The organism is Pseudomonas morbosilactucae (genome assembly GCF_023241715.1).
GTDB classification, from domain to species: Bacteria; Pseudomonadota; Gammaproteobacteria; order Pseudomonadales; family Pseudomonadaceae; genus Aquipseudomonas; species Aquipseudomonas morbosilactucae.
The window spans coordinates 1-20,780 of the sequence record NZ_JALQCW010000059.1; the positions used below are offsets into that span (position 1 = coordinate 1).

20 protein-coding genes and 1 pseudogene are annotated in these 20,780 nt (G+C 60.7%); 12 read left to right on the plus strand and 9 right to left on the minus strand.

Annotated elements, in window-relative coordinates; genetic code table 11:
- Positions 1–230 precede the first annotated feature (230 nt).
- The 5 genes from M1B34_RS21120 to M1B34_RS21140 form a co-directional block, all read right to left on the minus strand.
- Complete coding sequence (locus M1B34_RS21120) at positions 231–602, minus strand: glutathione S-transferase N-terminal domain-containing protein (protein ID WP_123328322.1); 372 nt, start codon at positions 600–602, stop codon at positions 231–233.
- Between the two features lie 101 nt (positions 603–703).
- The gene (folE, locus tag M1B34_RS21125; RefSeq protein ID WP_123328321.1) at positions 704–1,249 is read right to left on the minus strand and encodes a GTP cyclohydrolase I FolE; all 546 of its coding nucleotides are present in this window, start codon (positions 1,247–1,249) and stop codon (positions 704–706) included.
- Positions 1,250–1,326: 77 nt separating this feature from the next.
- A complete protein-coding gene (locus M1B34_RS21130) occupies positions 1,327–1,884 on the minus strand; it encodes a Smr/MutS family protein (protein ID WP_123328320.1) in 558 nt (185 codons plus the stop codon).
- 79 nt (positions 1,885–1,963) lie between these two features.
- The gene (locus M1B34_RS21135; protein WP_123328319.1) at positions 1,964–2,284 is read right to left on the minus strand and encodes a hypothetical protein; all 321 of its coding nucleotides are present in this window, start codon (positions 2,282–2,284) and stop codon (positions 1,964–1,966) included.
- Positions 2,285–2,414: 130 nt separating this feature from the next.
- Entirely contained in the window at positions 2,415–3,005 is a 591-nt protein-coding gene (locus M1B34_RS21140) for a cysteine hydrolase family protein (protein ID WP_123328318.1), read from the minus strand.
- A 240-nt stretch (positions 3,006–3,245) separates the two neighbouring features.
- Here M1B34_RS21140 and prmB point away from each other — a divergent pair, with 240 nt between their 5' ends.
- Positions 3,246–4,154, plus strand: coding sequence for a 50S ribosomal protein L3 N(5)-glutamine methyltransferase (gene prmB, locus M1B34_RS21145; RefSeq protein ID WP_123328317.1), 909 nt, complete (start codon positions 3,246–3,248; stop codon positions 4,152–4,154).
- Positions 4,155–4,205: 51 nt separating this feature from the next.
- Here the strand turns inward: prmB and M1B34_RS21150 are convergent, their stop codons facing one another.
- Together M1B34_RS21150 and M1B34_RS21155 are read right to left on the minus strand one after the other, a co-directional pair.
- Positions 4,206–4,997 (minus strand): hypothetical protein, encoded by a 792-nt coding sequence (locus M1B34_RS21150; protein ID WP_123328316.1) that lies wholly within the window; start codon positions 4,995–4,997, stop codon positions 4,206–4,208.
- 99 nt (positions 4,998–5,096) lie between these two features.
- Positions 5,097–6,049: pseudogene (locus M1B34_RS21155) on the minus strand (alpha/beta hydrolase).
- Positions 6,050–6,190: 141 nt separating this feature from the next.
- Here M1B34_RS21155 and aroC point away from each other — a divergent pair.
- From aroC to M1B34_RS21170, 3 genes are all read left to right on the plus strand, one after another.
- Positions 6,191–7,282 carry a chorismate synthase gene (gene aroC / locus M1B34_RS21160; RefSeq protein WP_123328314.1) on the plus strand — a complete coding sequence of 364 codons (1,092 nt, stop codon included), beginning with the start codon at positions 6,191–6,193 and terminating at the stop codon, positions 7,280–7,282.
- Positions 7,283–7,316: 34 nt separating this feature from the next.
- Complete coding sequence (locus M1B34_RS21165) at positions 7,317–8,465, plus strand: MFS transporter (RefSeq protein WP_123328313.1); 1,149 nt, start codon at positions 7,317–7,319, stop codon at positions 8,463–8,465.
- 265 nt (positions 8,466–8,730) lie between these two features.
- A complete protein-coding gene (locus M1B34_RS21170) occupies positions 8,731–9,276 on the plus strand; it encodes a 1,2-dihydroxy-3-keto-5-methylthiopentene dioxygenase (protein ID WP_123328312.1) in 546 nt (181 codons plus the stop codon).
- Positions 9,277–9,398: 122 nt separating this feature from the next.
- On the opposite strand, the gene M1B34_RS21175 is transcribed toward M1B34_RS21170, so the two are convergent.
- Together M1B34_RS21175 and M1B34_RS21180 are read right to left on the minus strand one after the other, a co-directional pair.
- Complete coding sequence (locus tag M1B34_RS21175; protein ID WP_123328311.1) at positions 9,399–9,677, minus strand: DUF3509 domain-containing protein; 279 nt, start codon at positions 9,675–9,677, stop codon at positions 9,399–9,401.
- A 254-nt stretch (positions 9,678–9,931) separates the two neighbouring features.
- Positions 9,932–10,165, minus strand: coding sequence for a hypothetical protein (locus tag M1B34_RS21180; protein WP_123328310.1), 234 nt, complete (start codon positions 10,163–10,165; stop codon positions 9,932–9,934).
- A gap of 194 nt (positions 10,166–10,359) precedes the next feature.
- On the opposite strand from M1B34_RS21180, the gene M1B34_RS21185 reads away from it, so the two are divergent.
- The 8 genes from M1B34_RS21185 to M1B34_RS21220 all read left to right on the plus strand — a co-directional run bounded on the left by M1B34_RS21185 (position 10,360) and on the right by M1B34_RS21220 (position 20,640).
- Positions 10,360–12,198 carry a long-chain-acyl-CoA synthetase gene (locus M1B34_RS21185; protein WP_268261618.1) on the plus strand — a complete coding sequence of 613 codons (1,839 nt, stop codon included), beginning with the start codon at positions 10,360–10,362 and terminating at the stop codon, positions 12,196–12,198.
- 97 nt (positions 12,199–12,295) lie between these two features.
- Entirely contained in the window at positions 12,296–12,814 is a 519-nt protein-coding gene (locus M1B34_RS21190) for an ankyrin repeat domain-containing protein (RefSeq protein WP_123328308.1), read from the plus strand.
- Positions 12,815–12,929: 115 nt separating this feature from the next.
- Complete coding sequence (locus tag M1B34_RS21195; protein ID WP_123328307.1) at positions 12,930–13,460, plus strand: hypothetical protein; 531 nt, start codon at positions 12,930–12,932, stop codon at positions 13,458–13,460.
- Between the two features lie 74 nt (positions 13,461–13,534).
- Positions 13,535–13,726, plus strand: coding sequence for a PLDc N-terminal domain-containing protein (locus M1B34_RS21200; RefSeq protein ID WP_123328306.1), 192 nt, complete (start codon positions 13,535–13,537; stop codon positions 13,724–13,726).
- 339 nt (positions 13,727–14,065) lie between these two features.
- Positions 14,066–16,153, plus strand: a complete 2,088-nt coding sequence (locus tag M1B34_RS21205; protein ID WP_268266149.1) for an LTA synthase family protein — start codon at positions 14,066–14,068, stop codon at positions 16,151–16,153.
- A gap of 400 nt (positions 16,154–16,553) precedes the next feature.
- Positions 16,554–17,093 carry a fimbrial protein gene (locus M1B34_RS21210; protein ID WP_185039062.1) on the plus strand — a complete coding sequence of 180 codons (540 nt, stop codon included), beginning with the start codon at positions 16,554–16,556 and terminating at the stop codon, positions 17,091–17,093.
- A gap of 55 nt (positions 17,094–17,148) precedes the next feature.
- A complete protein-coding gene (locus tag M1B34_RS21215; RefSeq protein ID WP_123328804.1) occupies positions 17,149–17,889 on the plus strand; it encodes a fimbrial biogenesis chaperone in 741 nt (246 codons plus the stop codon).
- A 183-nt stretch (positions 17,890–18,072) separates the two neighbouring features.
- Positions 18,073–20,640: a fimbria/pilus outer membrane usher protein gene (locus tag M1B34_RS21220; protein ID WP_268266150.1), complete on the plus strand. Its 2,568-nt coding sequence runs from the start codon at positions 18,073–18,075 to the stop codon at positions 20,638–20,640.
- Positions 20,641–20,780: the final 140 nt, after the last annotated feature.

The following is a 20,780-nucleotide window of genomic DNA, read 5'->3' on the forward strand; positions in this document are numbered from 1 at the left end:
GTGTCACGCTGTGCAGCACGCCACGGCTACGGTTGACCTTCTGCGGCGTGCCCAGGGAGCGTTTGCGCCAGGTCAGCCACAGCGCCAGGGCGCCCAGGGCAAACGCCAGGAACAGCCAGATAAGACCGCCCAATTCAAGGCCGTCTCGCCGGCAAGCCGGCTCCTGCACAGGGAGGCGATGGCGGTTGGGGGATCGCCTACCAAACCAACGCCTCTTCGTCGGCAGGGGTTCAGATCGCGGCGAAGCGCTTGTCCAGGTAATCGATGATGACCTTGGATTCGTACATCCAGGTGGTCTGGCCGTTTTCTTCGATGCGCAGGCACGGCACTTTGATCTTGCCGCCTTGTTCCAGCAGGGTCTGGCGATCCTGCTCGTTGTTCTTCGCGTCGCGCAGGGCAACGGGCACGTTCAGGCGGTGCAGGGTGCGGCGGGTCTTTACGCAGAACGGGCAGGCATGGAACTGGTACAGGGTCAGGCCCTTGGCCGCTTGTTCAACCTGGGCCTGGTCGGCGGCAGGGCGCTGCTGTTTGCGCGGGCGGGTGATGAAATCGAGGAAAATAATGAGTTGGCCCAGGCCGACTCGAAGCGCTTTGACGATCACGGTATTACCTCTTGCCCATGAATGAAGGGGCGGCAGCTTACCTGATTTTTACCAGGCGAAAAAAAACCGGCGATAAACGCCGGTTTTCGGGTTCCGCCGCCTTACTTGATCAGGCTGAGGAACTCGCTGCGGGTGGCCGCATTCTCGCGGAATTCGCCCAGCATCACCGAGGTGATCATCGACGAGTTCTGCTTCTCGACACCGCGCATCATCATGCACATGTGCTTGGCTTCGATCACCACGGCCACGCCCAGGGCGCCGGTCACTTGCTGGACCGCGTCGGCGATCTGCCGGCTGAGGTTTTCCTGGATCTGCAGGCGCCGGGCGTACATATCAACGATGCGCGCGACTTTCGACAGCCCCAGGACCTTGCCGCTAGGGATGTAGGCGACGTGGGCCTTGCCGATGAAAGGCAGCAGGTGGTGTTCGCACAGCGAGTAGAGCTCGATGTCCTTGACCAGCACCATTTCACTGTTGTCGGAGCTGAACAAGGCACCGTTGGTGACTTCTTCCAGCGTTTGTTCATAACCGCGGCAAAGGTACTGCATGGCTTTGGCGGCACGTTTTGGCGTGTCGAGCAGGCCCTCGCGGGTAACGTCTTCGCCCAGTTGGCCGAGGATCGCGGTGTAATTCTGTTCCAGGGACATGAAACTACCTGTGGGATTTTACGCAAAGGGCAAGGGTACGGTGGCGGACTCGGCGCTGCAAGCGCGACGCACCGGCTTTATTCGTCGCGGCCTTCCATCATGGTGCGCTTGAGCATCACGTAAAGGGCGCCGGCACCGCCATGCTTGGCCTGGCACGAAGCGAAGCCCAGGACCTGGGGATGCTGGCGCAGCCAGGTGTTGACGTGGCTCTTGATCATCGGCCGCTTGCCGTCCAGGCGCACGGCCTTGCCATGGGTCACGCGGACGCAGCGGATTTCGAATTTTGTGGCTTCGGCAAGAAAGGCCCACAGGGTTTCCCGGGCCTTCTCCACGGTCATGCCGTGCAGGTCGAGGCTGCCTTCGAAGGGGATCTGGCCGATTTTCAGCTTGCGCATCTGGCTGTCCTGGACACCGTCGCGGGCCCACATCAGCTCATCTTCCGGACCGACGTCGATCACGAACTGATCGGACAGCCCATCCACCGTGGTGTTTTCGGTTCGCACCGTGGCGGCCAGGCGCAGCTTGGCAATCTGTGCGCGATCGGCCTTGGGTTTGCCGGTTTCGGCGCGATCATGCTTGATCGGCTTGACGCCTTGGATCGCGCTTTTGAATAGGGAAAAATCGTCGTCTTGCATGTCAGCCTCCGCGAAGGGCGGCCAGTTTACCCAACTCGGCGCCTGAGGCACGTGGGAAAACGCGCTCGGCGAACGTCAGTCAGTCATGTTTTTTCATCAGGTGTGGCGCCATGTTCAAGGCCTGGGGCTGGCGCATGCGCCGACGGCAGCGACGCCATAACCAGACGCCGAAGTACAGCAACAACAGGCCGATTGCCAGAATCACCGCCGAACCCAGGGGGCTGGCGTTCAGTTCCCCAAGCGCCGGAGGGCGTCCCAACAGGCTGGCGGCGCCGGCCATGGCCAGCAGTACGCCACAGGTCGCCAACAGTGCAGAAAATGCCGCGCCCAGGCGCAAGCGCCAGTTTCGCGGGCCTTTGGGCCGCAAACGGCGTGCGTCAAAACCATCGGATATCTTCATTCCGACCTTCCTCAATGGGTATCGGCCCTTCGACCGGGACTTGGCCGGGTGGTTCCTGAGGCTAAGGCAATTGCGGCAAATGACCGTTCTTTACGGATGAGCGGCCGGCCAGCCGCTCATCGAGGTGCAATCAGATCAGGTCTTTGGTCAGGGCGAGGGTGGCGAAGTTGTCGGCCATGATGGCCATTTCAGTCTGCTGCACATGCTCGGCGCTGAGGATGCCGCCCTTGTAAGGCAGGTCGCGGGTTGCGCAGGCGTCTTCCACCAGGGTGCAGCGGAAGCCCAGGTTCTTGGCGGCACGCACGGTGGTGCTGACGCTGGAATGGCTCATGAAGCCGGCGACGATCAGATCCAGGGAGCCGAGGTCCTGCAGGCGTTTTTCCAGTTCGGTGCCGTGGAAGGCGCTGGGCAGCAGTTTGCCGATGACGGTTTCATCGCCTTGGGGTTCGAGCCCGGGGATGAATTGGCCACGTTCGCCCTGGGGGTCAAACAGACCGCCCACGGTGCCGAGATGGCGCACATGCACGATAGGGCGACCGGCGGCACGGGCTGCGGCCACCAGTTGCTTGATATGTTCGACGGCCGCGTCCATGCCGGACAGGGCCAGCGGACCGCTGAGGTACTCTTTCTGGGCGTCGATGATCACAAGGGTCGCGTGGCTCAAATTGGCCGCTGCATAACCACGACCGCTGAGTTGAAACATCGTCTTTGGAACGGACATTCTGGGGCTCCTGTGAGTGGGGCTTTTGCGACATTGTCCTCTGGCGGAGCGCATCTGTGAATCGCTACTAACGTAAGGTACGTGGTTGTTGGCTTACAGCCGTGTCAAGAGGGGCCTGGGATTGGCCGCGACAGGGCAAAAAGCCATGATCGTGCTCCCGAACGCGGTTTTTTCATGCGTCGTCGGTAGGTGTTTTGGCTGGTAGACTTGGCGGTCGTTTTTTTCAGGAGTCTTTTCCCCGTGATCACTTCCCGCCTTCGCACCTTGCGTGACCATATCCGCTGGGCTGTCAGCCGCTTTCATGGGGAGGATCTGTTCTTCGGCCATGGTACCGACAATGCCTGGGACGAAGCCCGTCAGTTGGTGCTCGGGGCCCTGCACCTGCCATGGGAAATCGCCGACAGCTACCTGGACTGCGCGCTTGAAGAAGACGAATTGGTCAACCTGCAGCGCCTGCTCAAGCGGCGTATCACCGACCGTGTGCCCACCGCTTACCTGCTGGGCGAGGCCTGGTTCTGCGGCATGTCGTTCATCGTTGATGAGCGGGTGTTGATTCCCCGTTCGCCGATTGGCGAGCTGATCGAGAAACGTTTTGAACCCTGGCTGGGGGCCGAGCCGGCGCGGATCCTCGATCTGTGCACCGGGTCCGGTTGCATCGGTATTGCATGCGCCTACGAATTCCAGAACGCCGAAGTGGTGTTGGCCGACCTGTCGTTCGAGGCCCTTGAAGTGGCCAACCAGAACATTGAGCGCCATGGCGTCGATGAACGTGTGTACACGGTCCAGGGCGATGGTTTCGATGGGTTGCCGGGGCAGCGTTTCGACTTGATCGTGTCGAACCCGCCCTACGTAGATGCCGAAGATTTTGCCGACATGCCGGACGAGTACCAACATGAGCCGGAGTTGGGGCTGGCCTGTGGCGAAGATGGCTTGAATCTGGTTCGTCGGATGCTTGCCGAAGCGGCGGATCATCTGACCGAAAAGGGTCTGATGATTGTCGAAGTCGGCAACAGCCAGGTGCACGTGGAAGCCCTGTACCCGGAAGTGGACTTCGCCTGGCTCGACTTCGAGCGCGGTGGTCATGGGGTGTTCATGCTGACCGCAGAGCAGTGCCGTCAGCATCAGGCGCTGTTCGCTTCCAGGGTCTGAATCAGCCGGGGCCCGTGTCAGGGCGGGCCCCGCGCTGGTCTGCGTCGCGTCTCAGCGGTGGGTCGCGATCCAGATCAGCAGGCCGGCCTGGAATACGGCGAAAGCCACCAGGCAGGTGATGGTGAAACGCAGCCCTGTGTCTTCACGTTTGTACTTGGTGACTTTTTCGTCCTGCTTGCGCAGTTTGACTTCCAGTTCCGCGAGGTTCTGTTCGGCTTGCTGGAGCATCTGCGCCGCTTCGAGGATTTCCACGAACTGCAGTTTTTCAGTGTTCCACTGGCTGTGCAGTTCGCCGACTTGAACATCCTTGACGCTGCCTTTCAGGTGCTGGGCATCGGCGTACACCACATCGAAGCCCTGGACGCGCAGCACATGGTCGCGGCGTAGACGGGTGTCTTCGTTGAGGGCGTCCTTGTTGGCCAGGTCAAAACCTTCCACTCGGTAGTGGGACCATTTCTTCTGCGCCCAGAGTGCACCCTGAGCCATCAGGAAACGCCCGATACCACGGTTATACGGTTCGATTTGCAAGCCGTTTTCCGGCTGGAAATGCACGAGATGCTGGGTGTGGTCGACCCACACATCCAGGGTGTTCTGCTCTTTGCGCACCCGCTGGCCGGGCAGCGAGATGCTCATGCGCAGCAGGCTGCGTTCTTTGTGGTTGCGTTCGGCGTAGCCGAATTCGACAAAGCGCAGAGGCCTCACGCCTGTGGCCCGATCGGTTTGCAGGGGCGCCAGGCGAAGCATCTTGTGATGCTCGGCATGCACGTCGGCCCAAGGCAGCTCGACCGTTTCCGGTGCGGGCTTCTCCAGCTCGGTTTCGGGTGAATTCGGGGTATCAGTCATAACGGCGAGGTCCTGTCCAAGCGCTGCTTGCCGGCAGCAATTGAACGGCCGGCAAAGACTTATCGGCCGTTTTTTGCAGGACTGGAGGGTAAAAACAGCTTAACGGGTGTGAAGTCCGTCAATAAAGCTGATGATCCGGCTGCCCAATTCGGCAGCAAGCGGCAGTTGCGGATCCTTGTAGGAGGCCACTTGGCGCTTGATGTCGTTGGGCACGATGCGCATCACGTGGTTCATGCCTTCGATCAATGCCAGTTGCGCATCCGGTTTGGCCGCCTTGAGCATCCGCGCATCGCCGACGCCGACCTGGATGTCGTTGCTGCCCTGGATGATCAGCGCCGGCATCTTCAGTCGGGCAAAGGCCGCAGCGGGGTCTTCGCGGAACAGGGTGATGAGGTAAGGCTGGACGCTGGGGCGGAAGATCACCTGCAACGGCTCGGGCACGTCGCGATCCACCTGGCCGGCCTTGAGGCTGTCGAGTAATTGATTGCTGCGCAACATCAACGCGGGCGGCAGGCGATCGCTCAACTGTTGGCGCAACACTTGGTCCACCGGGCGTGCGGTGCCGGAGATCGAGATCAGCGCCGCGGCGTCCAGTTTTGGCGCGGCCAGGGTGGCGATCAGCGCGCCTTCGCTGTGGCCCAGGAGAATCAGTGGGCCGAAGCGCGGGTCGCCTTGAGTTTTTCACCCCAGGCCACGGTGTCGGCGACGTAGGCGTCAAGGCTCAGGTTGCGTTCGTCGGGGGTGGCGGCGAGGCTGGCAGCGACCCCGCGTTTGTCGTAACGCACGCTGGCGATATTGTGCTTGGCCAGCACCCAGGCCAGGCGCTTGAGGCTGTCGTTGCGCCCGCCGTCGGGGTTGTTGCCGTCGCGATCGGTGGGGCCCGAGCCGGACACAATCAGCACCACGGGCACCGGTTGTTCGGACTTGGGCAGTAATAACGAGCCGTACAGTTCACCGCTGCCGGTGTCCAGGCTGATAGGGCGTTGCAGGACGACCGCATGGACCAGGCCGCTGAACAGGGTAAGGCTCAAGAGAAGAACTCGCAGCATCATCACGCCATCATGAATAAGGTGCCGGTTGGACTTCCCGTCACGGATAAGGTTCGAGGATGAACTAGTTGGGTAGCCTGCGTATACTGGCGCGCTCAGTAATCCAGATTGAGTTATTTCGGCTGATTTCACGGAGCTCCCCGCATGTCCGGCAATACCTACGGCAAGCTGTTCACTGTCACCACCGCGGGCGAAAGCCATGGTCCGGCGTTGGTCGCCATTGTCGACGGCTGTCCGCCGGGCCTCGAGCTGTCCCTGGACGACCTGCAGCGTGACCTGGACCGGCGCAAGCCCGGAACTAGCCGTCATACCACCCAGCGCCAGGAAGCCGATGAAGTTGAAATCCTCTCTGGCGTGTTCGAAGGCAAGACCACCGGTTGCGCCATCGGCCTGCTGATCCGCAACACCGACCAGAAATCCAAGGATTACTCGGCGATCAAGGATCTGTTCCGTCCGGCCCACGCCGATTACACCTACCACCACAAATACGGCTTGCGCGACTATCGCGGCGGCGGTCGCAGCTCGGCGCGGGAAACTGCCATGCGGGTGGCGGCTGGTGCCATTGCCAAGAAGTTCCTGGCCAGCCAGGGCATCGTGGTGCGCGGCTATATGAGCCAGCTGGGGCCGATCGAAATCCCGTTCAAGACCTGGGATTCGGTGGAAGACAACGCCTTCTTCAGCCCGGATCCGGACAAGGTGCCGGAGCTGGAAGCCTATATGGACCAGTTGCGCCGGGATCAGGACTCCGTGGGGGCGAAGATCACCGTGGTTGCCGAAGGCGTGATGCCCGGCCTGGGCGAGCCGATTTTCGATCGTCTGGACGCCGAACTGGCCCATGCGCTGATGAGCATCAATGCGGTCAAGGGCGTGGAAATCGGCGCCGGCTTCGCCAGCGTCGCCCAGCGTGGCACCGAGCATCGTGACGAGCTGACCCCGGAAGGGTTCCTCAGCAACAACGCCGGCGGCATTCTCGGCGGCATTTCCTCCGGGCAGCCGATTGTGGCCCACCTGGCCTTGAAACCGACCTCCAGCATCACCACTCCGGGTCGTTCCATTGATGTGGACGGCAACCCGGTGGACGTCATCACCAAAGGTCGTCACGACCCGTGCGTGGGCATTCGCGCGACCCCGATCGCCGAAGCCATGATGGCCATTGTGCTGATGGATCACCTGCTGCGTCATCGCGGCCAGAATGCCGACGTGCGCGTCAGCACGCCGGTGCTGGGCCAGCTGTAATGCCGGCTCTGCCAGTCGCCACGGTCTGACGGCCGTGGCGGCGCTTCCGTATTGGCGGCTCTCCAGCTTCTATCTGTTCTATTTCGCCCTGCTGGGCTCTACGGCGCCATTTCTGGCGTTGTACTTCGATCATTTGGGTTTTTCCAGCGCGCGCATTGGCGAGCTGGTGGCCATTCCCATGCTGATGCGTTGCGTGGCGCCGAATATCTGGGGCTGGCTGGGGGATTACACCGGCCGGCGCCTGGCCATCGTGCGTTTTGGCGCCTTCTGCACCTTGCTCTCGTTCTCGTTGATTTTTGTCAGCAAGACCTACGCCTGGCTGGCGATGGTCATGGCCTTGCACGCCTTCTTCTGGCACGCGGTGCTGCCGCAGTTCGAAGTCATCACCCTGGCTCATCTGCAAGGCCAGACCTCGCGCTACAGCCAGATCCGTCTCTGGGGCTCGATTGGTTTTATCCTCGCGGTGGTGCTGCTGGGCCGATTGTTTGAAGGGCTGAGCCTAGATATCTACCCCATCACCCTGGTGGTGATCATGGCCGGCATCGTCCTCAGCAGCGCCTGGGTGCCCAATGCCCAGCCGCCGGCCCAGGACGATCGTCCGGCGTCCGGCGGCTTTCTCAAGCAACTGCGCGGTCCCGGGGTGCTGGCGTTCTATGTGTGCGTGGCCTTGATGCAGATGAGCCACGGTCCTTATTACACCTTCCTGACCTTGCACCTGGAGCGCTTGGGCTACAGCCGTGGGCTGATCGGCATGCTCTGGGCAGTGGGGGTGGTGGCCGAGGTGCTGATGTTCCTGGCCATGAGCCGGATCCTCTCGCGGTTTTCGGTGCGTCGGGTGTTGCTGGCGAGTTTTCTCCTGGCGGCCCTGCGTTGGTTGCTGCTGGGGGCCTGTGCCGAGTTTCTCTGGGTGTTGCTGTTGGCTCAGTTGCTGCACGCGGCGACCTTCGGCAGCTTTCATGCGGCGGCGATTCATTTTGTGCAACGCAGCTTCGGTGCGCGGCAACAGGGCCAGGGCCAAGCGCTGTATGCCGCGCTGGCCGGCACCGGCGGTGCGCTGGGGGCGTTGTATTCGGGGTACAGCTGGAACGCCCTGGGGGCGACCTTCACCTTTAGTATGGCCAGCGTCGCTGCCCTGGCTGCAGCCTTTATCATTGGCACACGCATGCAAGAGCACAGGCCATGAGCCCTGGCGGCCGCGCGCGTGCCGGCAACCTGATCTGTGACACAGCCTGCATGCCTGGAGGCGCTTGTTTGAGCAAGGCACTGCAGCCAATCGAGGCCTTTGAGGGTGTATTCGAATGCGGGCCGAAACCCTGAAACCTGTTAAACCAAGCCTGTTAAACCCAGAAGGCGCTCTTCATACGAAATCGCTTTCCGCCTGATGATGTGCGCTGCCTGACCGGCCTTTAATAGCCGAGCGGGGGTGCTGAAACCAAGGAGTTGCCAAGATGAGCAGCCTGTCCGTTTACCACGTATCCAGCCCGGACCTGCCGAACAAGGTGCTGACCCATTTCGACGATATCGCCGCGACCCTGGCTGAACAGGGAGTGCGCTTCGAGCGCGGGCAGGCGACGATTCGTGTCGAGCCCGGTGCCAGCCCGGAAGAGGTGATTGCCGCCTATCAAGGGCCGATCGATCAACTGATGACCGCCCATGGTTATGCCGCCATTGAGGTCCTTAGCGTTAAATGGGAACACCCGCAGCAAGACCCGCAGCAGGCCCGGTTCCTTGCAGAACACCATCACGCGGCAGATGAAATGCGCTTTTTTGTCGCCGGTCGTGGCTTGCTTAACTTGCACATCGGCGAGTACGTCTACGCCGTGCTCTGCGAGAGAAATGATCTGATCTCGGTGCCGGCTGGCACCCCCCAATGGTTCGACCTGGGTGAGCAGCCGCGGGTGATTGCCATCCGCCTGTTCAAGGACCCGCAAGGTGGGGTTGCCCACTTCAGTGGCGCCGAGATTGCCGAGCATTTCCCGCGCTTGGAGGATTGAGCACGCCTATGCGCCACATCGCTTGCAACGTTGCAGGGCTGGGACGCAGGGAGTGAACGGCGGAACGTTAAATGCCCGTGCCAGCGCAAGGCTGGCACGGGGTGATGAAGATGAGTCTGTGCTTACGCCGAGTGATAGGTCGGCAGGGCGAAGCGGTGTTGGCTTTGCAGCATGGAAATCTGTGGCAGCTCACTGGCTTGTTCGGCCAGGTCGCGACGAATCGCACTGATCACCCAGGACAGTTGGTCACCGGCGTGCAGTTGTGCGTAAGAGATCGAACGCTTGAGCTGTTTGCCGTCGCTATTGCGCAGGGTAAGCAGAATGCCACCGTCCGGACGAGGCTGGGTGGTGACTTCGAAGTTGGAGAACAGGGACGAAAATTTTTCTTGGATCAGGTTCATGTCTATCAGCTCCGTTAGCTCTTGAATGGCAAGCGTGAACTGAGAGTTGCAGCGATTGTGCCAGCATTGCTGTTTTTAAAAATCCTTATAAATCAATAGTTTATAAAAAATGGAATTTTTGGGTTTCGTGCAATTTGCATGAAAGGCCATCGTGCATCCTGCATTTTGCGTGGTCGGCGCATGCACCAACCTGCTGGCTGAGGGAGGGCATTGCTCTTCTGACCACGCGGCGTTGAGAAAAATTCCGCAGCCGTTCAGGCGCCTGGCAAGCGCGGCGTTGAGTATTTTTGCGGGCCCCCAGTGGATACAAAACATTGCAAAAACTCCGTGTACAGCCCGCGCGCGGCTGACGTACTTTCGGCCTCTGCCAGCTCTTCATCGCGGTCGTCTGCAGGCCATTTCAGCGCCATCGCCAGATGCTCCGCAGACCCGAAGACGGCATGCAACGCCCCCGAGCGCCCGATAATAAGAAAAGGGACTTCTGTCATGAACGGCACACTCGTTATCAAGGCAGTCAACACAGCGTTTTACGTCCAGGCGTGCAGCCTGGTGCTAGCCGACCTCAGCGTGTCATTGCCCCTCGCTTCTATCGCACCTTGCCGTTGAACCTCAGTCACGACCCGATCCACACCACGTGGGGCATGGCCTGGGCCGTGTTCTTTTGCGTCGAACAGGAGCCGTCATGAGTAGCAATCAGAGCGACACAATCACCTGGGGCATGATGCTGCGCAAGTTGCCTTCCATTGCCCGTGCTCTGCCTCGGGTGGTTAGGGGCATGAAAGCCGCCAACGTTGAAAAGGCCGACCAGCCGTGCGGCCTGGGTTGGTCCTTCGAGCAGGCAACCTTGCGCAATCCCCATGGCCAGGCCTTGCTGTATGAGGATCGAGTGCTGAGTTATGCACAGGTCAATCAGTGGGCCAACCGCATTGCCCATGCGTTGCAAGGCGAGGGCATCGGCAAGGGCGATGTGGTGGCGATTTTTCTTGAAAATCGCCCCGAGTTGCTGGTCAGCGTGTTGGCCGTGGCCAAACTCGGGGCCATTGCCGCGATGCTCAACACCGCCCAGACCCATACCACGCTGGTTCATAGCCTGACCCTGGTGAAGCCTGCGGCGATGGTGGTCGGCGGTGAGCTGTTCGAAGCCTTTGCTGCGGTACGCCAACAGGTGGGGATCGCGGCGCAGCGAACCTGGTTCGTCGCGGACCAGGACACCTTCAATGATCCGGGGCAAACCCCAGCCGATATGGTCAACCTGATGACCCTCAGTGCCGGGCAGCCGTCGGACAACCTGGCATGTACTCAGCAGGTTTTCCTCGATGATCCGTGTTTCTACATCTATACCTCCGGCACCACTGGTTTGCCCAAGGCCGGGATTTTCAAGCACGGGCGCTGGATGCGTACCTCCGTCAGCTTCGGCATGATCGCCCTGAATATGCAGCCCGAGGATGTTGTTTATTGCACCTTGCCGCTGTACCACGCCACGGGGCTGTGTGTGTGCTGGGGGGCGGCCGTCACGGGGGCCTCGGGCTTTGCCATTCGCCGCAAGTTCAGCGCCAGTCGCTTCTGGGACGATGTGCGCAAGTACCGGGCGACCACCATCGGTTATGTCGGCGAACTCTGCCGCTACCTGATCGACCCGCCGGCCAGCGAGCGGGATGCCGATAACCCGGTGCGCAAGATGATCGGCAATGGCTTGCGCCCCGGCGTCTGGAGCGAGTTCAAGCGGCGTTTTGCGATTGAACATGTGTGCGAGTTGTACGCCGCCAGCGACGGTAATATCGGCTTCACCAATGTGCTCAATTTCGACAACACCGTGGGCTTTTCCCTGATTCCCTGGGCCTTGGTGGAATACGCCCACGACAGCGGGGAGCCGATCCGCAACAGCCAAGGCTTTATGCAGAAGGTCGCCAAGGGTGGACAGGGCTTGTTGTTGGCGAAGATCGACGACAAGTCGCCGCTGGACGGTTACACCGAGCCGGAAAAGAACCGCAAGGTCGTATTGCACGATGTGTTCGAGACCGGCGACCGTTATTTCAATACCGGTGACCTGCTGCGGGACTTGGGCTTCGGCCACGCCCAGTTCGTCGATCGCCTGGGCGATACCTATCGCTGGAAGGGCGAGAACGTCTCCACCACGGAAGTGGAGAACCTGTTCCTGCAGCATCCACAGATTGCCGAAGTGGTGGCCTACGGCGTGGAAATCCACAACACCAATGGTCGCGCCGGGATGGCGGCGATTACCCCGGCCGAGTCCCTGGCCACCCTGGATTTTGCCGAGTTGCTGCAATTTGCCCGGCGCCAACTCCCTGCCTATGCGGTGCCGTTGTTTTTGCGGGTCAAGGTCAAGATGGACACCACCGGGACCTTCAAGTATCAGAAAACCCGGCTCAAGGAAGACGGTTTCGACCCGGCCAGGTCGGCCGACGATCCGATCTATGCCTGGCTGCCCGGCTCCGAGACCTACGTGCAGGTGACTGCCGAGGTACTGGATGACATTCAGGCCGGTCGCCACCGCTATTGATTATGGCTATGGCCGCCCTTGAGAAAAAAGGGATGACAGGCCACGGACGGCTTGGGGAAACTAGCGTCTTTCCGATTTGCCGAATGTGGAGTTTCCGATGTCAGACAATAGCCGCCAGATGACCGAAGACGAGGCTGCGCAGTTTGCCGAGCAGGTTTTCAACGTTGCCCGTCAGGGTGATGCACCCATGCTCGACAAGCTGGCGAGCAGCGGTCTGCCGGTCAATCTGCGCAATCACAAGGGCGACACCTTGCTGATGCTGGCGGCCTATCACGGGCACCTGGATGCGGTGCAAGTGTTGCTCAAGCACAAGGCCGATCCTGAAATCCGCAATGACAATGGCCAGAGCCCGATTGCCGGGGCCGCCTTCAAGGGTGACCTGGCGATGGTCAAGGCCCTGGTGGAGGGCGGTGCGGAAGTGGAAGGCTCGTCCTTCGATGGCCGCACAGCGCTGATGATGGCCGCGATGTTCAACCGCACCGCCATCGTCGACTACTTGATCAGTCAAGGCGCCGACCCCCGGGCCAAGGATGCCAATGGCATCGGCGCCCTGGAGGCCGCCAAGACCATGGGGGCCAAGGACACCACGGCCCAGTTGGAAAAACTTTTGGCCTGACCCTGCAACAGTCGATGGCCCGGAACGACCTTTCGGGCCATCGCCATAGGTCGCCGCGCCTGCTTTAGGCTATCCTTCGCGCCCTTGAAAATTCCCACGTCTCAGGATGCGCGCCATGACCACCGCCCTTATCGAACTCATCAGCAAAATCAGCTCGGGCTGCATGGGCGATGCCGAGATCCAGCAGATCGCCGATGAAGCGGCCCAGGCCTACGCCGACCCCGAAGCGTTCCTGGCGGCCAATCCGGACATCAATTACGACGACACCTTTCCCATCCCGCTGGGCGAGTGGGTGGTGGTCGGCAGCCTGCCCGAGACCGTGCTGTTCCAGGCCGACAGCTATGTAGAGCTGTTCACCCAGATCGTTGCTTCCTTTGGACCGGATGTGGCCTTCAATATCAAGCCCAAGCAGTTGGCGAAGATCGACGCGCTGACGGCGCTCAACCGCATCCAGATCCAGATGAGCAGCATGAGTCCGGAACACGGCGGTTACGTGCTGATGAACTTCAGCCAGTTGCTGGATGACGAGTTGCAAATGGTGCTGGTCTACGGCAACGACCTGCCGCGGGTGCTGGCGTTGTGCAGTGAAGTCGGGATTGCCGCCGCACCGGCCCTGGAAGCCTTGAAGATCGCCGTTCACGTTTGAGCCGCGGAATAAAACGGAACCCTGCGACACGGCGACTATCCTAAAGGTGCACACCACTCTCTGGGAGCGACACCATGGGTTCTACCTTCAATGGCTTGGTTGGCCTGATCATTCTGGCCCTGGATATCTGGGCGATTATCAACGTGCTTAAAAGCGGCGCTGAGACCGGGATGAAAATCCTCTGGGTCCTGCTGATTGTGCTGTTGCCGGTCCTGGGCCTGATCATCTGGGCGATTGCCGGTCCTCGCGGTGATGTGCGGCTCTGAGTGAGTCGCTCGCTGCGGCGTCTGCAATGAGTGAACGCTGACTTGGAAAAGGGCCGCAAGGCCCTTTTTTATGTGACCAGATATGCGTTGCACGAAATTTTCACAAAGTCTCTAAGACAATCCGCCTCGCGCTTTTTCCTCTGTTTCAGCCCTGTCATCTCTTGTCCCAGAGCCTTTGCCGGTTCGTGGGGGCGTGCTTGCCACTAATCAATGGCAATGCCGTGAGTGATCGTGCAACATTTGCGCACCGCGCAATCCCCAGAGCCCCCAAAGGGCCATAAGAGGGTAGAGCGCCGCTGTATTTTTGAAACTTAAACTTCCAATGGGTCCTAAAACGACATGGCAAACCCGGACGCCCTGAGTCAGCAGCGAGCTTCTAATCGCCTGCTGCAACCGACCGTCAAATCCCATCTGGCTTATACGCTGCTGTGTGCGTTGGTCATGATGGTGATGTTCTCTTTGCTGCGCGTTGCGCTGCTGGTCTACAACCGGGACATGATCCTCGACACGCCGGCCTCGACCTTTCTCGAGGCGTTCGCCAACGGCCTGCGGTTCGACCTGCGCCTGGTGGTCTACCTCAGCATCCCGCTGTTACTGTCGCTGTTCAGCGCCCGGGCCATGGCCGCTCGCGGTCTGTTCCGCTTCTGGTTGACCGTGACTTCGAGTATTGCCCTGTTCCTGGGCCTGATGGAGATGGACTTCTACCGCGAATTCCACCAGCGCCTCAACGGCCTGGTCTTCCAGTACGTGAAGGAAGACCCGAAAACCGTGATGAGCATGCTCTGGTACGGTTTCCCCGTGGTGCGTTATCTGCTGGCCTGGGCCGTGGGTACCTGGATCCTCAGCCTGGCCTTCAAGGGCGCCGACCGCGCGACCCGTCCCCGTGGCCCATTCAGTGGCGGCAGCATCAGCACTCGCCAGGTTGCGCCCTGGTATGTCCGTGCCGGCGTATTCGTGGTCTGCCTGTTGATCTGTGTGGTCGCCGCTCGCGGCACCTTGCGCCAGGGCCCGCCGTTGCGCTGGGGTGACGTCTATACCACCGACTCGAACTTCGCCAACCAGTTGGGCCTTAACGGCACCCTGCAACTGGTCGCTGCGGCCAAGAGCCGGATGTCCGAAGACCGTGACAATGTCTGGAAGGCCACCTTGCCCCAGCCTCAGGCCCAGCAGACCGTGCGTGACATGCTGCTGACCCCGAGCGACAAATTGGTGGATGCCGACACTGCGGCCGTGCGCCGCGATTACACGCCGAACGCCGACAAGACCCTGCCGATCAAGAACGTCGTGGTGATCCTGATGGAGAGCTTCGCCGGGCATTCGGTCGGTGCACTGGGACGTCCAGGCGAGATCACGCCGTACTTCGACAAGCTGTCGAAAGAGGGCCTGTTGTTCGACCGCTTCTTCTCCAACGGCACCCATACCCACCAGGGCATGTTCGCCACCATGGCGTGCTTCCCCAACCTGCCGGGCTTCGAATACCTGATGCAGACCCCGGAAGGCAGCCACAAACTGTCCGGCCTGCCGCAGCTGCTCAGCGCGCGCAACTACGACGACGTGTATGTCTATAACGGCGATTTTGCCTGGGACAACCAGGCGGGCTTCTTCAGCAACCAGGGCATGACCAACTTCATTGGTCGCAATGATTTCGTTGATCCGGTGTTCTCCGACCCTACCTGGGGTGTATCCGACCAGGACATGTTCAATCGCGGGCTCGAAGAGCTCAAGGCTCGGGAGGGCAAGAAGCCGTTCTATGCCTTGCTGCAGACCTTGTCCAACCACACGCCTTACGCCTTGCCGACGCCGTTGCCGGTGGAACCCGTTACTGACCGCGGCAGGCTGAATGAACACCTGACCGCCATGCGCTACTCCGACTGGGCCCTGGGCCAGTTTTTCGAGAAGGCCCGCAAGGAGCCTTACTTCAAGGAAACCCTGTTCGTGGTAGTCGGTGACCATGGTTTCGGCAACGAACAGCAGATCACTGAAATGGACCTGGGGCGTTTCAACGTACCAATGCTGATGATCGCCCCGGGCATTCAGGACAAGTTTGGTCAGCGTGACCACACCGTCGGCACCCAGATCGACATCGTGCCGACCATCATGGGTCGCCTGGGGGGCGATGTACTGCATCAGTGCTGGGGTCGTGACCTGCTGAACCTGCCGGAAGGCGACAAGGGCTTCGGCGTGATCAAGCCTTCCGGTAGCGATCAGACGGTGGCCCTGCTGACCGCTGACCGGGTGCTGGTGCTGCCCAAGGAAATGCCGGCCAAGCTCTACCAGTATGAGCTGGGTGCGAACCCCAAGGGCGAGCTGATTCCTGCTTCACCCGATGAAGCCGAGCTCAAGCAGAAGCTGGAGTCCTTCCTGCAGACCGCGACCAAGAGCCTGCTGGATAACACCGCCGGTGTGATCGACGGCAAGCCCGACTGATGGGGGCCAGAGCCTAGCGGCCTGCTGACGGACCCTAGGCTCAAGGCCTGCACCGCGCGTCATTCTGAACACCCCTCTCGCAGGGGTGTTTTTTTGCCCTGAGAAAAGTCTGCGGGAGGCGGGATACGGGCACTTATCAGCACTAGGGGGACGTGGCTCGGTTGAGTCCAGGCGGTTTCAGTGGTGATCGTCAGACATTGCTTGCGCGCATCAAGAAAGGCCGCTGGTGCGGCAGTGGGGAGCCCTGGTTTTTAGGATTCATCTGATTCCAGCGTCCCTAACAGACTGTAATGATCCCTCTCCGCTTCGGCCTACACATCCTTCGGATCAGGCTCGCAAGCGTCGAATCAATAAGTGTGCGTCAGACAGTGCGCCACGATGTCGGTCAATGGAGAGTGAAATGAAAAACCTATTTGTGGCGGCTATGGCTTCCAGCCTGGTTTTGGCGGCGAGTAGCGCCTGGGCCGTGGATATAACGCTGAACTTCACGGGGAAGGTCAATCCGGAAACCTGCGACATCGTCCAGGATGACACGACCTCGGGCAGTGGCAGCAGCATGGTCAAGAACGTGCCCCTCAAAAGCGTTAGTACCCGGGCCTTGAGCCAGAAGGATGACGTTGCGGGTAAAACCCTGGTCCACCTCAAACTGAAGGACTGCAGCGGCAGTAAGGTGACGGCCAAGTTCAACACCGGTGAGACGGTGGATCCGCAGAGCGGCGCCTTGATCAACCAAACCCCATCGGGCTCCAACGTTCAGGTGCAACTGCTCGACAGCAAGCATCAGCCGCTCAATCTCAATCAGGGGCCGCTGTTGGACACGGTCAGCATCGTCGACCAGAGCGCAGTCCTTGAGTTCTACGCCCAGTACTTCGCATCAACGGCGGGCACCACGGCCGGTGATGTTTCGACCAGCGTCTCGATGGACTTGATCTACGAGTGAAGCCGTTGCCTCGGAGCGAAAGCTCCGGGGCCGTTTGTTGCGAGTGATGAACACCATGTCCCGTCGTTTCTGGTCTTTTTTATTTTTCTGTAGCGCCATCCTTTTTCAGTCCCTTGGCGTCCAGGCCAATGTCGTGGTGGGCGGAACCCGTGTGGTTTATCCGGCCAAGGAGCGTGAAGTCAGCGTCAGGCTCACCAACCAGGGGGCGCAGCCTGCCTTGGTCCAGGCTTGGATCGATGCCGGCAACCCCGATGGCAAGCCGGATGATGCGGACGTGCCCTTTATTGTCATGCCCCCCATGGTGCGGATTGATCCGGGTAAAGGTCAGGCTTTGCGTTTGGCCTATACACCGCAACCGGGAATACCCAAGGACCGGGAGTCGGTGTTCTGGCTCAACATTCTCGACGTTCCACCTCTGCCCAGTGTGCAAACAACGAACCATATGCAACTGGCTTTTCGCAGTCGCCTGAAAGTGTTTTTTCGCCCGCTCGAACTGCCAGGCAGTGCCATTGATACGGCAGAACAGCTCCATTGGCGCCTGGTCAAGTCAGCCACGGGCATGGCCTTGCAGGTGCGTAACGACGGTGCCTTTCACGTGTCCTTCAACACGGTGCTGTTGAAGCTCAGGGATGGCCGCAGTTTTAAGGTGCACAGCCGCATGCTCGCCCCACGCTCCACTGCGGATTTTGCGCTTGAACAGGCCCAGGGCCTGTCCGGCGCTGAAGGCCGTGTGGTGTACGAGTGGATCAACGACTACGGCGCCACCGTCCTTCAGGAAACCCGGCTTGCTCCCTAGACCGAGCAGGTCCGGTGATTGGGCACTGACTGATTTAGCCGTCCAGACCCTTTTGTGCAGCGACGACAGCCGTGCATTGGTTGCTGCTGGCCCATCCTGTTCAACGTCCGGGTAGGTCTCATGAGCTCATTGTGTTTTTTCTTCTTTATTCGACCTGGGTATTCGTCCGCAGAAACATCTGATGTGGCAGGGAGTGCCTGGCGGCTTTCCAGTGGTCTGGCCCTGCTGCTGTCGAGCCTGGGCTGTTCGTTCAGTGAGGCCAGCGAGCTGGTCGAGTTCAACCCGGCGTTTTTTGGCAACAGCCGAGGGCAAGCCGTGGACCTGTCCAAGTTCCAGCGCAGCAACCCGCTGGAGCCAGGCACCTATCGCCTTGATCTGTACCTCAACCAAAACTGGGTGGGGCGCCAGGACATCCGTATCCGCGCCGCCGTCGAGGAAGGGCAACCGCCGCAGCCCTGCCTGCCGCCCAGTGTGCTGGTACAACTGGGGGTGGACTTTCGCAAGTTGCCAGCCGAGCAAGGCGACGCGGCCCTGGCGGCTGAATGCCTCTCGGTCGACGGCTTGCCGCCCCACAGCCGGTTTGATGTGGACATGTCAGAGCTGCAGGCTGACCTTTCGATTCCGCAGCTGTACCTGAACCTGAGCAAGCGCGGCTACGTGTCACCCAAGGATTGGGACTCAGGGGTCAATGCGGGCTTTCTCGGGTACTCGAACAACCTCTCCGACAACCGCTTCAGCGGGCAAATCAATCGTCAGTTCTATAGCAGCCTGAATGGCGGCCTGAACCTGGGGGATTGGCGCTTGAGGCACAACGGGTCTTACCGTTACGACGACCAGCCAGACACTCGCCAGAACAGTCACTACACCGCGCTGAGCAGCTACGTGCAGCGTGATGTCACGCCGCTGAGTGCGCAGTTGACCCTGGGGCAGTACTACACACCGGGCAACTTCTTCGACAGCATGCCTTACAGCGGCCTCCAACTGAGCAGCGATGAACGCATGCTGCCGGACTCCATGCGTGGTTTTGCCCCGGTGGTGCGAGGTGTCGCCGACACCACGGCCAAGGTCAGTGTCAGTCAGGGGCAGAACCTACTCTACGAAACCACCGTGGCGCCCGGTCCTTTTGCCATCGACGACCTGTACAACACCGGGTATGCCGGCGATCTGAACGTGACCATCACGGAGGCGGACGGGCGCATCAAGCGCTTTGTGATGCCTTATGCCTCGGTGGCGCAACTGCTGCGCCCGGACAGTTCTCGTTTCAGTTTCAGCGCGGGTCGCTATCGGGATGAAAGCCTTCGGGCACCTCCCGATTTTCTCCAGGGCACGTACCAGCGTGGCCTGTCCAATATGTTGACCGGTTATGGCGGCACGGTGGTCGGGCAAGACTACCGGGCGCTGCAGGGTGGGCTGGCGCTGAGCACCTTGTTGGGCGCGGTGGCTGCCGACCTGACCCATTCCCAGGCGTCCGGGCTCAACCACGAGTTGCCAAGTAGTCAGGCGCACATGAGTGGACGCAGTCTGCGCCTGACCTACAGCAAGCTGATCGAGCCCACGGCGACCAACTTCAGCCTCGCCGCCTACCGTTTTTCCAGCGAGGGTTACCTGGACTTTGGTGAGTTCGCCCGTCTGCGCAGCACCGAGCCGGCAACCACGCTGTACAAACAACGCAGTCGTCTCCAGTTGAACCTCAGCCAGCCCATTGGCGAGCAGCGCGGCCACCTGACGTTCTCCGGCATGGCCCAGAACTATTGGAGCCGTGAGCAGGGCAGCGACATCACCTTTCAAGTGGGGTACTCCAACGGGTTCAACTGGGGCAGTTTCGGCCTTAACGCCAGTCGTACACGCAGTGCCAACGGTCGGCTGGACACTCAATACCTGCTGAGCGTCAGCGTGCCCCTGGGGCGCTCCCGGCACTCGCCTTACCTGAACTCGTCGATCAGTTACGACGGGCGTCGCAGCCACGGCATCAACAGCACGCTGAGTGGGCGAGCCGGTGAAGAAGATCAAATCGGCTACAGCCTCTATGGCGCGAGCGACAACGGTGAAGGCCAGTCCAGTCATAACTACGGGGGCAGCCTGCACTACGACACCGCACAGGCCAGCTATCACGTCGGGGCCAGTCGTGGGGAAAACTATCGTCAGGCCAACTTCGGCATGCAGGGCACGTTGGTTGCACACCCGGGCGGGCTCAGTGCCACCCAGGACCAGGGTGAAACTATGGCAGTGCTGGTTGCGCCGGGGGCCGAAGGCGCCCAGGTACTCAGCAGTGCGTCGGGGAGGATTGCCGGCAGTGGCTACGCAGTGGTCGCCGGTTTGACGCCCTATCGCCGCAACGAAGTGGCCCTCGACCCCAAAGGCACCTCTCCGGATGTAGAGCTGGAGATGACCTCCCAGCAAGTAGCGCCCCGGGCGGGGGCGGTGGTGATGCTCAATTACCCGACGGTGGTCGGGCGGCCCACCTTGCTCAAACTACGACGTAGCGACGGCGAGCCCATTCCTCTGGGGGCGCAGATTCTCAATGCCGAGGATGAATCCCTGAGCCAGGTGGGGCAGGGCGGTCGAGCCTTCCTACGCGGTTTGCAGGCCCAAGGGCGGTTGCGGGTCAGGTGGGGAGCGCTTCAGGACCAGCAGTGCCTTGCGCCCTACCGGCTGCCGGCCACCGAGCCGGACAAGGACGCGTATTACCAACAGGTGGAGTTGTCGTGCGAGTTGCTGAGCGAGGCTCAAAAGCGGGTGGACAGCCCATGACGCGGTTCTCGATCACCCGGTGCTGGAGGCTGGGTGCGGGCCTTAGGGTGCTTGCGTCCTATCGTCCCGCTGCCCCCGCGAACGTTTTTCACGAGCAACGCCTTAGGCGTTGCGGATCTTTCCTACTCACCCGCTGCTTG

Coding starts and splice junctions, on each gene's coding strand:
- folE (WP_123328321.1), bottom strand. CDS start 1,249: ATGTCCCTGGAACAGAATTACACCGCGATCCTCGGCCAACTGGGCGAA.
- M1B34_RS21130 (WP_123328320.1), bottom strand. CDS start 1,884: ATGCAAGACGACGATTTTTCCCTATTCAAAAGCGCGATCCAAGGCGTC.
- M1B34_RS21135 (WP_123328319.1), bottom strand. CDS start 2,284: ATGAAGATATCCGATGGTTTTGACGCACGCCGTTTGCGGCCCAAAGGC.
- M1B34_RS21140 (WP_123328318.1), bottom strand. CDS start 3,005: ATGTCCGTTCCAAAGACGATGTTTCAACTCAGCGGTCGTGGTTATGCA.
- M1B34_RS21150 (WP_123328316.1), bottom strand. CDS start 4,997: ATGACTGATACCCCGAATTCACCCGAAACCGAGCTGGAGAAGCCCGCA.
- aroC (WP_123328314.1), top strand. CDS start 6,191: ATGTCCGGCAATACCTACGGCAAGCTGTTCACTGTCACCACCGCGGGC.
- M1B34_RS21170 (WP_123328312.1), top strand. CDS start 8,731: ATGAGCAGCCTGTCCGTTTACCACGTATCCAGCCCGGACCTGCCGAAC.
- M1B34_RS21175 (WP_123328311.1), bottom strand. CDS start 9,677: ATGAACCTGATCCAAGAAAAATTTTCGTCCCTGTTCTCCAACTTCGAA.
- M1B34_RS21180 (WP_123328310.1), bottom strand. CDS start 10,165: ATGACAGAAGTCCCTTTTCTTATTATCGGGCGCTCGGGGGCGTTGCAT.
- M1B34_RS21185 (WP_268261618.1), top strand. CDS start 10,360: ATGAGTAGCAATCAGAGCGACACAATCACCTGGGGCATGATGCTGCGC.
- M1B34_RS21190 (WP_123328308.1), top strand. CDS start 12,296: ATGTCAGACAATAGCCGCCAGATGACCGAAGACGAGGCTGCGCAGTTT.
- M1B34_RS21195 (WP_123328307.1), top strand. CDS start 12,930: ATGACCACCGCCCTTATCGAACTCATCAGCAAAATCAGCTCGGGCTGC.
- M1B34_RS21200 (WP_123328306.1), top strand. CDS start 13,535: ATGGGTTCTACCTTCAATGGCTTGGTTGGCCTGATCATTCTGGCCCTG.
- M1B34_RS21205 (WP_268266149.1), top strand. CDS start 14,066: ATGGCAAACCCGGACGCCCTGAGTCAGCAGCGAGCTTCTAATCGCCTG.
- M1B34_RS21210 (WP_185039062.1), top strand. CDS start 16,554: ATGAAAAACCTATTTGTGGCGGCTATGGCTTCCAGCCTGGTTTTGGCG.
- M1B34_RS21215 (WP_123328804.1), top strand. CDS start 17,149: ATGTCCCGTCGTTTCTGGTCTTTTTTATTTTTCTGTAGCGCCATCCTT.